The sequence below is a fragment of the Paenibacillus septentrionalis genome (genome assembly GCF_042659865.1).
GTDB classification, from domain to species: Bacteria; Bacillota; Bacilli; order Paenibacillales; family Paenibacillaceae; genus Pristimantibacillus; species Pristimantibacillus septentrionalis.
This window is the reverse complement of record NZ_JBHSTE010000005.1, coordinates 253,980-267,876: the sequence shown is the minus strand read 5'-3', so window position 1 is coordinate 267,876 and position 13,897 is coordinate 253,980. Positions and strand designations below refer to the sequence as shown.

The 13,897-nt window shown below is 44.4% G+C and carries 10 protein-coding genes; 6 read left to right on the top strand and 4 right to left on the bottom strand.

The window, feature by feature from the left end:
* Positions 1-142 precede the first annotated feature (142 nt).
* Entirely contained in the window at positions 143-1,699 is a 1,557-nt protein-coding gene (gene ahpF, locus ACFP56_RS16070; RefSeq protein ID WP_379236356.1) for an alkyl hydroperoxide reductase subunit F, read from the top strand.
* 114 nt (positions 1,700-1,813) lie between these two features.
* On the opposite strand, the gene ACFP56_RS16065 is transcribed toward ahpF, so the two are convergent.
* Positions 1,814-4,141, bottom strand: a complete 2,328-nt coding sequence (locus ACFP56_RS16065) for a helix-turn-helix domain-containing protein (RefSeq protein ID WP_379236354.1) — start codon at positions 4,139-4,141, stop codon at positions 1,814-1,816.
* 141 nt (positions 4,142-4,282) lie between these two features.
* Here ACFP56_RS16065 and ACFP56_RS16060 point away from each other — a divergent pair, with 141 nt between their 5' ends.
* From ACFP56_RS16060 to ACFP56_RS16040, 5 genes are all read left to right on the top strand, one after another.
* On the top strand, positions 4,283-5,788 hold the full coding sequence (locus tag ACFP56_RS16060; protein ID WP_379236352.1) for an extracellular solute-binding protein: 1,506 nt from the start codon (positions 4,283-4,285) through the stop codon (positions 5,786-5,788).
* Between the two features lie 258 nt (positions 5,789-6,046).
* Complete coding sequence (locus ACFP56_RS16055) at positions 6,047-7,594, top strand: extracellular solute-binding protein (RefSeq protein WP_379236350.1); 1,548 nt, start codon at positions 6,047-6,049, stop codon at positions 7,592-7,594.
* A 110-nt stretch (positions 7,595-7,704) separates the two neighbouring features.
* The gene (locus ACFP56_RS16050; RefSeq protein ID WP_379236348.1) at positions 7,705-8,658 is read left to right on the top strand and encodes an ABC transporter permease; all 954 of its coding nucleotides are present in this window, start codon (positions 7,705-7,707) and stop codon (positions 8,656-8,658) included.
* A 23-nt stretch (positions 8,659-8,681) separates the two neighbouring features.
* Positions 8,682-9,557 carry a carbohydrate ABC transporter permease gene (locus tag ACFP56_RS16045; protein WP_379236346.1) on the top strand — a complete coding sequence of 292 codons (876 nt, stop codon included), beginning with the start codon at positions 8,682-8,684 and terminating at the stop codon, positions 9,555-9,557.
* Between the two features lie 74 nt (positions 9,558-9,631).
* A complete protein-coding gene (locus ACFP56_RS16040; protein ID WP_379236344.1) occupies positions 9,632-10,738 on the top strand; it encodes a glycoside hydrolase family 88/105 protein in 1,107 nt (368 codons plus the stop codon).
* Between the two features lie 125 nt (positions 10,739-10,863).
* On the opposite strand, the gene ACFP56_RS16035 is transcribed toward ACFP56_RS16040, so the two are convergent.
* From ACFP56_RS16035 to ACFP56_RS16025, 3 genes are read right to left on the bottom strand one after another with little or no spacing between them, the layout of a single operon-like run.
* Positions 10,864-11,538 (bottom strand): HAD family hydrolase, encoded by a 675-nt coding sequence (locus ACFP56_RS16035; RefSeq protein WP_379236782.1) that lies wholly within the window; start codon positions 11,536-11,538, stop codon positions 10,864-10,866.
* A complete protein-coding gene (locus tag ACFP56_RS16030) occupies positions 11,528-12,460 on the bottom strand; it encodes an RNA polymerase sigma-70 factor (protein ID WP_379236342.1) in 933 nt (310 codons plus the stop codon). The genes ACFP56_RS16035 and ACFP56_RS16030 overlap by 11 nt, the downstream gene beginning before the upstream one ends.
* 9 nt (positions 12,461-12,469) lie before the next feature.
* A complete protein-coding gene (locus tag ACFP56_RS16025) occupies positions 12,470-13,756 on the bottom strand; it encodes a phytoene desaturase family protein (protein WP_379236340.1) in 1,287 nt (428 codons plus the stop codon).
* Positions 13,757-13,897: the final 141 nt, after the last annotated feature.

Here is a 13,897-nt window from a genome sequence, read left to right as displayed (position 1 = left end):
ATAATTAGTACAACATTGCGAAAAGCGAGGTGATTGACTGCTACGGCTAGATGGATGTTGATGCAGATGAGTTAAGTGCAGCAGCTCGCTGAACAAAGAGAATGTACATCATCAATCTGCCAATCATGTAGCAGTTGTGCATATGGTATTAGACAATCAGATTAAAGCACAGCTACAGCAATACTTGACGATGCTAGAAGGAGATCTAGTTATCAAGGTAAGTGCAGGAGAAGACAAAACATCCCAAGACATGCTGGAGCTTGTAACAGAATTAAAGAACATGTCTCAGCGTATTACGGTGGAGAACGTTCAGCTAGAGCGTACGCCAAGCTTCAGTATCAATAAAGCAGGCAGTGAAGAATCAGGCGTTGTATTTGCCGGGTTGCCGTTAGGTCATGAATTCACATCCCTGGTTCTTGCCTTGCTGCAAGTTAGCGGTCGTGCACCGAAGATTGAAGATGCAGTTATCAAGCGTATTCAAGCGATCAAAGACAAGCTGCATTTTGAAACGTTCGTTAGCTTAACCTGTCATAACTGTCCAGATGTTGTTCAAGCGCTCAATATTATGTCCGTGTTGAATCCGAACATCTCGCATGTCATGGTTGAAGGCGGTACGTTCCAGGATGAGGTACAGGCAAGAGATATTATGGCTGTGCCGACTGTATTCCTGAATGGCGAGAACTTCGCAAGCGGTCGTATGGAGATTGAGGATATACTTGCAAAACTAGGCAGCCAATCAGATGGCTCTGAGTTTGCAGACGTTGAACCTTTCGATATTCTAGTTGTCGGCGGTGGACCTGCTGGCTCTAGCGCAGCGATTTACTCCGCTCGTAAAGGCCTTCGCACCGGTATTGTTGCAGAGCGCTTTGGCGGTCAGGTCAATGATACGTTAACGATTGAAAATATTATTGGTACAAGATCTACAGAGGGCCCTCAGTTTGTTGCTAGTCTGGAAGGTCATGTGTCCGAGTATGATATCGAAGTGATGAAGTCACAGCGTGCGGTGAAGGTTGAGCGCAAGGAGCTTGTGGAGGTTACACTCGAAAACGGTGCTGTCCTAAAAGGGAAGACGGTGATTCTTTCAACAGGTACTCGTTACCGTGAGTTAGGTGTTCCTGGTGAGGAAGCGTTCAAAAATAAAGGTGTTGCTTACTGTCCGCATTGCGATGGTCCGATCTTTAAAGGCAAAAACGTAGCGGTCGTCGGTGGAGGGAACTCTGGAGTCGAGGCAGCTATTGACTTGGCGGGTGTCGTAAAGCACGTGACACTTCTTCAGCATCGCGATGAGCTGAAGGCTGACAAAGTATTGCAGGAGCGCTTATACAGCTTGCCGAACGTAACCGTTTTGACTAACGCTTCTACGCAAGAAATTACAGGTACGGACAAAGTGAATGGCCTAACGTATCTAGATAAAGCTACAGGCGAAACGCATCACATTGAACTCGAAGGTGTGTTCATTCAAATTGGCTTGCTGCCAAATACCGAGTTTTTACAAGGTACCTTGGAGATGAACCAGTTCGGCGAAATAGTAATTGATAAGCATGGCGCAACGAGCATGCCTGGCGTCTTTGCTGCAGGGGACTGCACAGATACAATCTACAAGCAAATCGTCATTTCTATGGGTTCAGGCGCAACAGCAGCGCTTGGCGCATTTGATTATATGATTCGCCATACAGCACCAGATCCGGTTACAGTATAAGTGTGCACTGGCTAGCTAGCCGCATGAAGAGCCCTTCCAACCAGGAAGGGCTTTTTTTGTTTTCAATTTATTAAGGAGGCATTAATTGTTCCATCCATACGATGAATCATGTTTTTACACAACATGATCAGTGCTCGTTTTGTACCTGTCGCGATACTGGCCAGGCGTCATACCCTCCTGCTTGCGGAAGGAGCGAATAAAGTTTTGTGAGTTGTTATAGCGCAGCTTGGCTGCGATATCTTTTACAGGAATATCCGATTCGGATAACCATTTTTTAGCCATCTTAAATCGATACATCGTCAAGTAATCACTAAAGGACACATTGGTTTCCTTACGGAACACACTGCTCAAGTAATTTGCGTTGTAATGCAGGCGAGATGCGCATTCCTCAAGCGTTAGATCAGTATCGTAATATTGCTGCACCAGATCGATAATCTTCTCTGAGAGCTTATGGTATTGCTCCTCCTGCCGATCTCGATAGATGATGACAAGTGGATGGATGACGACCTTCCAGAACCAGCGCTCGATTTCCTGCTTGTGCTGGATTTTAAGCAGTTGTTCCAGTAGAGAGCCCTGCTTATGATGGAGCTGCTTTAGCGTAATGCCTGATTCCTGCATCGAAATGATCAAATTATTCAATAACCTCGTAAGCGGGAATTGAAATTCATGCGGCGAACGATCAGATTGGAAGATGCTCGTTAAGATATGAGCCAGCAGTTCCTTGGCTCTTCCTTCATCAGCTACTTTCACCGCATCAAGCAGCTCATGCTCAAGCTGCTGCGGATAATTCAACTGTAGAACATGACGATTCTCATTCATTTGGTCGTACTGAATAATAATACCTTCGCCAAGTATCATTCGGTGCTTCAATGCATCCAATCCTTCTCGATAGGCCGTACTAATCCCGCTCAGCTCGTGGAACGGTGTACTAATGCCGATGCTGATTTGCAAATTCAATATTTGTTGAACCTGCTGCTGCACATATTCTGTCAGGCTGTACTGCATCGAATGAAAACTTTCGTAATCCTTTTCAGGTGAACCGATAATGGTAACAACGCTTTGGTCCAAAATGATAGAGGCAAGACGCTGCTCCGCTGGAATCAATTCCTCAATCACATTGTGCAAGGCGAATAATAGCAGATCAATATCCTGAACGGTATGGCTGCTAGAGGGATGGAAGTCGATCTGTATCGTGATGGCAGCCATCATATGCCACTGCTCCAGCTGCTTGCCATAGCCAAATTGATAGAGCTGAGAACGGACCTCGGACGGTTTGATCTGACCTTGATACGCCTTCATAAAAAATAACGTGCAAACTTGATGGATATGCTGCTGAAGCTGGTGCTCCAGCTCAGACTTGGATTGAAACAAGTCATGAACGCGCTCGCTAATTAGCTGAAATTCATTGGACGGCTGCCTGATGCCCTTCCATCCAGCTTCCACGCCGCTTATTTGCATGAGCAGCCTGCGTATCGGGCTATAAAAGCGCTTGGTTCCTATCCATACCAATAAAAAGCATAACAGAACAATACCCGCACAAATGTATAAGGTATACATGCCGATTTTTTTCGATTCCGCCGTTAACGCTTCAATCGAGGATATCGACATATACGTCCATCCCGTTAAAGGAGATTTATAATAGGTGACAGCTGACGCCGTCTGATGAATGGACGTATTGAATTGTCCGTTCATTCCAGTGAGCTCATTCACATCAATATCGGCAGCTGCCACAGGCTGACCAACAAGCGCTTGATCAGTATGAATAATGATATTTAACTGATCATCAAAAATAATGACACTGGAGCTGGAGTCAATATTTTGCTCGACCATTTCCTGAACGCTGCAGGTAGATAAAGTAGCTAATGCCAGCCCATAAGTATCAAGGCTATTAGATGGCAGCTGCTTTACAAGTGTAATATGATAAGGACACACAGCTGTATTTCTCGCAAATTCCTCGCTATAAAACAAATAGGACGGAGTAAGCACCCAGGAAGAATGTTCTGGCAGGTCCATTAGCGCTAATAGCTGCTCTTGATACTCATATTGATTCAAATCATACAACCCAGAATTTTTTATTAACCATTGATGACGCTCATTAAGCAAAACGACATCCTCCAGTTTTGTGTCAAAGGATTGCATATGGCGAATTTCATTGCGCAGATCATCATACAGCATAAAATCAGATGCGGTTAACGTTTGCGACATCGCACGCTTTAAAACGGTAGAAGCGAGCACTTGATTCATCGTATGGTTGACAGTCGTTAATTTCTGCTCTACATTTGAATTGATCTGCATAATCAACTGGTTTTTGCCTTCGTTAACATTTTTTTGAATCTCTTTGGAGGACGTTACATACGCAAATATACCGATGAAAATAACGGGTATTGTGCTAAGCAGACATCCGAAAATAGCCAGCCTTGCAAAGTAGTTCAAGGAACGCATATCAACTCAACACCTTGTCATAGAGATACATTAGCTTTATTTTAGTAAACGCATACATTTTTCACAATAATCATCTTACTAGACTATAATCATCATCTCACATCTGCCATAAAAATCCAATCTTATTAAGGAGGAGTGACAATGAAACGGCCAATTCGTGCTGTGCAATCTCTCTCCCAAGTTGTCTTGCTGCTGCTTGCAAGCTCTTTACTAATCGGATGTGCTGCATCTGCAGTTACACCGAGGAAAGAAGAAATAAGGTCTGCTGAAATCTCTATTATGGCACCTCTTCATTTTCCACACTCTCCAAGCGATGAAGCAATTGCACTACTGGAACAGCTGACACATACGAAGCTGGAGCTTAACTGGGTACCAGATGTTATTTATTCAGACAAAATGAATACAGCGCTTACGACAAACTCTTTGAAAAAGGTCATGTTCGTTAAATATACGGACTACATCACGGTTAAAAACTCTATTCGTACAGGCGCTTTTTGGGAGATCGGACCGTATCTCGAGCAATTTCCCAATCTGAAAAAGCTTAATCGAGATATTCTTCAGCAAACGGCAGTGGACGGTAATATTTATGGACTGTATACGGAACGTCAATCTTCACGCCAAGGGATTATTTTGCGCAAGGATTGGCTCGATCAGCTAGGCTTACAAGAGCCACAAACGATTGAAGAGCTGTATGATATTTTATATGCATTTACCTATGATGATCCTGATCAAAATGGACAGCATGACACGGTTGGCTTAACAGATCGCAACGACTTGATTTATGGTGCGTTCAAAACATTAAGCTCTTATTTTGGCACTCCGAATAATTGGGAGATCGTCGATGGTTCATTTGTTCCCGAATTTGAAACTCAGGGCTATATGGACACGATGAATTTCATGAAAAAACTGTATGAGAATAAGCTGATCAATGTTGATTTTCCAGTAACAAGCAAGGATGTTCAGCGTGAGCTTTTAATTCGTGGGACAGCAGGCGTCTATATTGGCGCGATGACGGATGTACAGCGACTGTATGAGGAAGCCAAGCGATTCAATGAGCAGGTGGAGTTTACCGTCGTCAATCGTATAGCTGGTCCAAAAGGCTATCGAATATGGTCGATACCGAATTTTAACGGGTTGTATCTGTTTTCGAAGAAGGCCATTCCTACTGAGGAGGAGCTGCTGCGCGTGTTGTCCTTTTTTGATCGGACGATGGACGCAGATGTCGCTAATTTGCTGCATTACGGTATACAAGACAAGCATTATTATCTGAAAGAGGGCAAGGTCGTCTTGCCTGAGGAGCTTGCAGCGCTGCGCACCCAGGAAATAAACGCACTTTATTCCTTAATGATTGCTGATTCAGGCAATCCAAACATTATGGAGATCGCGGAGCAGCATCATTTGTGGAGCTATGCTGAGCAATTAGTAGAGGATAATAATCAATTTATTGTGCCAGACCCTACGTTGGGGCTTGAATCATTAACCTATGATGAACGCGGTGGGGAATTGTACAAGATTATTTCCGATGCAACATACAATTATATGTTAGGCGCCATTGATGAGCATGGATTCGCACAACAGGTAGAGCTGTGGCGAAAACATGGCGGCAATCAAATTATTGCAGAGTATAATGAAAGCTATTTTAAATAACGATTACACATTCATACGCCGCAGGGAAGCAGCCAACGCTGCAACCTGCGGTTTTTTGCGTGCTATCGGCATGTTAGTCTACGTGAAGTGTCATTATCTCTTGTCATAATCATGAGCTCATATGCTGATTCGGACAAGCTCAGCATGAACAAATGATTGTTTCGGTACCTTTGCTTTGAATGTTACGTTAATGCTGTTCCCGGTAAGCAGCTGCTTCACGGGACAGGTCTTATTATATGAAAATGGAGGTCATGATGTATGAAGAAAAAGCCGGCAATTGTACTGAGTTCTTTGATAGCGCTTTCTTTAATGGTGAGCGCATGTGGCGGTAACAGTAATAGCGGCTCGACTACCACTTCTACGCCGAATACGACTCAAAGTACAGAGGGCAATAAGGAAAATTCATCAGAGACAAGTCCAACAGAAATCACTATAATGCTGCCGCTAAATGTTGCAGAAACACCACCAGACACGATCAAAAGTGAGGTTGAGAAGTTAACGAATACGAAGCTGACGTATCAGTTCTTCCCAGCTGATACGTACGAAGAGAAGCTGAATGCTTCCTTTGCAACAGGATCGTTGCCTCAAGTTGTTTATTTGAAAAATCAAGCGACGTTTCTTCAGATGAAAGAAGCTATTCGCGACGGACAGTTTTGGGAGATCGGACCTTATATGGCCGAATTCCCGAACCTAAGCAAGCTAAAGCCTGAAATTCTTAACAATACGAAAGTAGATGGCAAGCTCTATTCGTTATACATTGGCCGTCCGCTTGCACGTCAGGGCATCATTTATCGTAAAGACTGGGCTGATAATTTAGGTTTGGAGGCGCCAAAAACAGTGGATGATCTATATGTCATGATGGAGAAATTTACGAAAGAAGATCCAGACGGCAATAATATTGACGATACGATCGGCCTTGCAGACCGCAATGACTTGATCTATGGCGCATTCAAAACAGTCGCTTCATGGTTTGGCACACCGACAAATTGGGGTGAGAAGGACGGTCAGCTGCTGCCAGAATTTATGTTCGAGGAATATATAGAGGCGATGGATTATATGAAAAAAATTCGCGACAACAGCTTAATGAACGTAGACTTTGCAGGAACTAGCAAAACGGATCAAGTAGCTTTGTTTACGAGTGGCAAGGCAGGTGTATATATCGGCTCAATGCAGGATATCAACTCCTTGGACAAAGACTTGATTAAAAACGTACCGGATGCTGTAGCAAGCGTGCATGCACTTATTGCAGGCCCAGACGGCAATGTCTCAACGTGGGCCATTCCGGGCTATAACAACGTCGTATTGTTCCCAAAAACGGCTATTAAAAATGAAGATGAGCTGAAGAGCATCCTTGCATTCTTCGACGCGATGATGACGCCAGAGGTGTCCAACACGATGTTCTGGGGCATTGAGAATGTTCATTATACGGTAGAGGACGGCAAAGCGAAAGCATCAGACAATCAGGAGCTGACAGAGCGCGAGGTAAAGGGCTACAAGGATAGCGTAATTGGCGAGTCAGAAACGAACGGCATGCTTGAGCCTTATCATGACCTTGAAGCTCGTATTCTTGCAGAGCAGTTCGTTATTGAAAATGAAAAAGTCGCGATTCATGATCCAACCGCTTCACTAGATTCCGCGACATTTGCAGAAAAAGGCACGCAGCTTCAGGAGCTTATTAATGATGCGACTTACAAATATATGTACGGCACGATTGATCGCGCGGGCTTTGATAAAGCCATTGAGGATTGGAAGTCTCGTGGCGGTCAGCAAATTATCGACGAGTTCAATGCTTCCTATAAGCAATAAGGAGTAGAAAGGTTCAAATTTATGTAGCAGGTTGGAAGCTAGAGGGGCAAAGCAGACAAATAGCTGATGCCCTTCTCTTCCTCTCGTATTAGGGAAGGAGAGAAGATAAGATGCAGGAAGCAGCGATAGAGAATATAAAGGTTCCAGCCAAACGCCCAAGCAGTGAGCGAAAGAGGAGAATATGGCGCAATAAGTGGCTGTATGCCATGATTGCTCCGGGTGTGTTATATTTCATTATTTTTAAGTATATTCCGATGTTTGGTTTGGTTATCGCCTTTCAGGATTTCAAGCCGTTCTTCGGCTTCACAGGCAGCGAGTGGGTGGGATTCAAGCATTTTGAGCGTTTATTTACAGAGCCAGATTTTTTGAACATATTGTCCAATACCTTAATACTGTTTGCGATGAATTTATTTTTTTATTTCCCGGTTCCAATTATTTTGGCACTGATGTTGAATGAGGTTCGAATTAACTTCTTTAAGCGATTATTTCAGTCGCTTGTCTATTTGCCGCATTTCTTATCATGGGTCATCATCGTTTCGATCAGCTTTGTCATGCTTACGATGGATGGCGGTATTATTAATGAATTGCTTGTTTTTTTTGGTTTTGAAAAAGTCAATTTCCTCCTTAGCAACGAATGGTTTCGACCAGTTTATATCATTCAAGTGATATGGCGTGAAGCAGGGTGGGGAACGATTATATATTTGGCAGCTATTGCATCGATCGATCCGCAGCTTTATGAAGCGGCACGAATGGATGGAGCCTCTCGCATGAGACAGGTATGGCACATTACACTGCCAGCCATTCGCAGCGTCATTATTGTGCTGCTTATTCTAAAAATCGGTGATGTACTGGAGCTTGGCTTTGAGCATGTGTATTTGCTGCTTAATGCGATGAATCGCGATGTCGCAGAAATTATCGATACCTATGTGTACACAGCTGGGGTACGTCAGGGGCAATTTAGCTATAGTACTGCTATTGGATTCTTCAAATCATTGGTCGGTTTGATCCTTGTCATGTTTGCAAATTACTTGGCTAAGAAAATGGGTGAGGAAGGCGTTTATTAATCTTATGATGAGGAGGGAACCTCATGATCGAGGATCGCACAATAAATGGGCGAATATTTGCCCTGGTCAACTATCTGCTGCTAACCATTATTGCAATCATAACGGTGCTTCCTTTTTTGCACGTTGTTGCAGGATCTTTTACAACGAGTGCAGAGTTAGCAGTGAAACGGTTTATATTGATTCCAACAGAGTGGAGTCTTGATGCGTATCGTTTTATTTTTTCCACAAATACAATATTTAGAGCGATGGGCGTTTCGGTTGGGGTCACGCTGTTTGGTACGTTATTCAGTATGCTGATTACGTCGTTAATGGCATACGGTCTTGCGCGCCGCGATCTGGACGGCCGCAAATATATTATGTTCCTTGTCGTGTTCACGATGCTGTTTAGTGGAGGATTAATTCCAAGCTTTCTTGTAGTAAAGGAGCTCGGCTTGATTGATAAGTACGCAGCCTTGATTCTTCCGTCCACAATTAGTGCGTTTAACTTGATTATATTGAAAAATTTCTTTCAGAACATTCCAGAGGGACTAGAAGAATCAGCGAAAATTGACGGCTCCAGCGACTTCGGCATCCTGTTTCGTATCGTGCTGCCATTGTCGATGCCAGCCATTGCAACGCTGTCGCTTTTCTATGCCGTAACGTACTGGAACACATATCTTAGTGCCATTCTTTATTTGAATGATAGCGCCAAATGGCCGATTCAAGTGCTCTTGCGTCAAATTGTTGTGCTGGCAAGTGGGCTAGATACCAGCCCAGATCTTGATGCATCTGTGCCTCCACCAGAGCAAACCTTGAAAATGGCTGTAATTGTTGTTGCTACGCTTCCAATTTTGTGTGTTTATCCGTTTTTACAAAAGCATTTTGCCAAAGGAGCCATGCTTGGATCAATTAAAGGATAGTGTTGTAAGGTTTGAGCAATCACGTAGGCGGGCAATTAATGCTTGAACTCGAAAGATGAATAAGGAGGTTCCATATGAATCAACGAATAGAGCGGTCACCGCTTGATTGGGCAGAGGCTGCCTGCCAGTCGTTAATGCAGCAGTTTATGCCAGAAGAGCTTCCGCCAGCGCATCGCTGGCACTACCATCAGGGCGTGTTTCTATGCGGAATGGAGGAAGTAGCAGAGCTTACAGGAGAAGATCGGTATGCAGCGTATATTAAGCGTTATGTAGATAAGCTGATTGATGAGCAGGGCAACTTGTACTTCGCGCGCGATGAGCTTGATGCGATTCAGCCGGGTTTGCTGCTGTTTCGTCTAGCTAAGCAGCATCCTGATGATAGCCGTTATGAAAAAGCCGCCTATAAGCTGCGGCATCTGTTTCACACGTTGAATCGGACGAGCGAGGGCGGCTTCTGGCATAAGGATAAGTATCCTTATAATATGTGGCTTGATGGCTTATATATGGGCGGAGTGTTTGCCTTGAAATATGCTAATGCTTACGGTGAACCCGAGCTTCGTCAGCTTGCTTTGCTGCAGGAGCAGCTCATGCGCAAGCATATGCGCGATGACAAAACGGGACTGCTGTATCATGCATGGGACGAGAGCAGGCAGATGGCATGGGCTAATCCTGAGACAGGCTGCTCGCCTGAGTTTTGGGCACGCTCGCTTGGATGGTATGGCTTGGCGGTCAGTCAATTTCTTGATGAGCTGCCTGCCGGTGAGCCAGGCATTCAGCAGTTGGAGGATGCGCTGGAGCAATTTGTTCAGGCGATTATTCCGTATCAGCATGCAGCGACAGGCCTGTGGTATCAGGTTGTAGATAAGGGTAATCTAGAAGATAATTGGCTGGAAACGTCGGGCACAAGCTTGTTTATCTACGCTATCGCTAAGGCATACCAGCGAGGACTGGTGGATGAGAAAGGATTGGAAGCAGCGAAGCGAGGATATCAAGGATTGCTCGAAACCGTGCAATACGCGGAGGGACGATTTGTGCTTCCGAAAATATGTATCGGCACGTCAGCAGGCGACTATCAGAATTATGTGACCAGGCCGACGAGTGAGAACGATCTGCATGGCGTCGGAGCCTTTATCCTTGCATCAGTAGAAATGGAGAAGATACTGACTGCTGTTGCACAATAAAAATCAATCAAGCGAAAAATCTATTCTGGCTATTATTTCGGAAATAATTAAAAGCTGCTTTTCAGCCTATTGAAAAGCAGCTTTTTTGTCTGGATACAAGGGAAGCCAATTTAAATAGGAAGGCATTATATAGGATCTGCCTGTGGTAGAACGATCGTAATGAGCTCTTTTAAGTCCTCAATTGTGGCATCAGCATCAACTGTCTGATCAGATTGCCCGTTTCGCTTCCAGACAGCTCTCATTCCAACGTCACGACTAGCACGGACGTCATTGACAGGATGATCCCCGACAAATACAGCCTCCTCAGCCGATACGTCAAGCTTATGAAGTGCGCGAAGGAAGATAGCGGGATCAGGCTTTCGCAACCCCTCCCACTCGGATATCAGGATCTCGTCGAATAAATGGTCGATGTTTAACGCTTTGAAATTATCGTATTGAAATTGTCCGTAGCCGTTGGAGACTAAAGCAAGCTTAATCTGATTGTTTTTGAGCTCCTTGAGCATACGCAGCATATTGGGATAGCCGATGCAGTGCTGCTGAAAGTTACATAGATAATCCTCTAATAGTAATCTCCAATCTATGTGCTGTAAAGAAAATTGCTCGATCAACTGTTGATAGACAATATCTTTCCATACGTAGCCATGACAATCGAGCTCAATGAACCGCTCAATAAAGCGGTTTTTTTCGACAGCTTGAAGCTCGGGAATTCGTTCATATTGCTTGCTGACGAATGATAACAGGGATGAATCACGATCCAGCAGTGTTCCATCCAAATCAAATAGAACGGCTTTAATCGTCAAGGCCCCCATTCCTTTCTTCACCTAGTATATTCGACATTAGGCAAGCTTGCTCATACTTTGGGAGCTTATGCGGGTTGAGCGTAATGTAGATTTCATTAATGCGTTCTTGAACAATAGAGAAGCTGATAACGCTCTGGAGCTGTCCATTCATATAGCATACAAGGGCGGGCTGAGCATTTACAGTTTTGAGCTGATAATAAAAGTCGTCTGGTGCTTTTTTGACAATACCGGACAGAAAGGCAAGAACATTGGAGCGGGTAAAGATAGGACGAGTAGCTGCATGAACCTCGCCGCCGCCATCAGAGAACAGCGTAACGTTGTCAGAGATCAGCTCCAATAAGTCCTCCATTTTTTGATTCTGAAATGCGTCTACAAAGGAATCAATGATAGATTTATTTTTGGTATAATCCAGATTTTCATCATTACAGCTTGATAATTTTTGTTTAGCTCGACTAAACAGCTTTCGGCAATGCTCCTCTTTCTTCTCCAGTATTTCTGCGATTTCTGTGTAGGAAAAGGTAAATACTTCACGCAGCAGCAAAACGGCCCTTTCCGCTGCTCCCAAATGCTCCATCATCCGCATATAGGCGATACTAAGGCCTTCTTTTCTCAAGTAAGCCTCAGAAGGCTCCTCCTGTGCATAGGCAGATAGGTCCATCACAAGCGGATCAGGATTCCATGGCCCAATATACTGTTCTCGTTTATAGCGAGCAGATTTTAGCAGATCAAGACAACGATTGGTCATCATTTTGCACAGATAAGCCTTTTTATTAACGACCATAGCATTCTCATTAATGAGGTAAGCACGCATAAACGTTTCTTGTACCATATCCTCGGCATCATTAACGGAACCGAGCAATCGATAGCCTAAGGAAAACAATAGCGGCTTCAACTGCTTATACTCCTCATTGCTAATTTGCATGCAATCTCCTCATCTTTCAAATTGACTGATAAGCCGTTCTGCGGCTGCCTTGGCACTGCTTAGCGCACCATCAAGCAGCATGTAATCGGGTGAGCTCCAATCTCCAGCAAGGTATAAACCAGGCATTGCGGTAAGTGCTTGCTTCAGTTCTTCATTGTCACCCGCTTTCGGTAAACGCTGATTAACCGTAACATGCGGCATAAAGCGCCAAGCAAGCTTGTAGCTTTTCCAGCCTGGCTGAAGCTGCTCCAGCACATGTTCAAGCTCTGTCTTTACATGCTTAGGATCAGCTTGATCTGCAGGATGTAAATATTTTTGTACGTGCAGGATTACGGCATTACGATTATCTGAAAGTCTAGCATAGTTTGAATGCACAGAATAGTAGTAGGGCTCTTCCGTACCAATGGCGAATAACCGTTGAGGCCGAGGAAGCTGAGAAAGCGCGACGTCAAGCACAGCTCCTTTTACGGGAATGATGCGTGAGAAAAAGCTTTGCTGAACAGGTAGTGCATGATCGCCGAGCATACCTAGCAGTTCCTGAGGACCAGCAGTATAAATAACTGTTTTCGTCAGCAGCTCCTCGCCGTCTGTAAGTACGATACGAAAACCTCCGCCAGCAAGCGGTTCAATCTGCTTCACTCCATTGCCTGCTTTAACTTCGACGCCAAGCATAACGGCACGATTATGCAGCTGATCGATCATCGATTGCCAGCCGCCATCGAGATAGAGGACACCCCCAAGCGCTTGTTTAATATGGGATAATGTTGTTTTTGCGCTAACCAGCTCAGGCGCATGGCAATACGTTGCCAGTCTGCCAAGTGATCGAAGGAGATGCCTAACCTTCTCAGAATGAGCATGCTTTTCGATCCATTGCTGGTAGGTTTGGTCCGCTGCATGCTCTGGTACGAAACGGAAGATATGCCACACTGCATTCAGCCATTCCAATCGTTGCTTCCAATTCAGATACGTTGTAGACAACATTCCTCCAAGATAGAATGGTGCTGCATGAGTCGATCCGTTGTCATAAAGCTCACCGTCCAGCTTGGGCGACTGTCCGCTAACCCGAATACCTAATTGTTCGAGTATCGCATAACCTACTCCTTTACGGTATACCGCATGCGGCCCCAGATTAAAATAATGTCCGTTCATTATATTTGTTTTTGCTCTGCCGCCAGTTGTTCTGCTTTTTTCAAGGAGCATAACGGACAAGTTAGATTTCGCCGTAAAGTGAGCCGCGGTATACCCTGCCAGACCAGCTCCAATGATAAGCACATCGTAATTCCATTTATAAGTCATTTGTTTAGCCTCCTATGCTTTATAACACCTATGACGAGATTGCATTAAGAGGCGTGACGTTCAGCGATATAATATTTTTATGGTTCATAATAGAACTTTTATAGAAGCAGGCAAAAGCCTTCTATGGCGCTGTAATTCGCT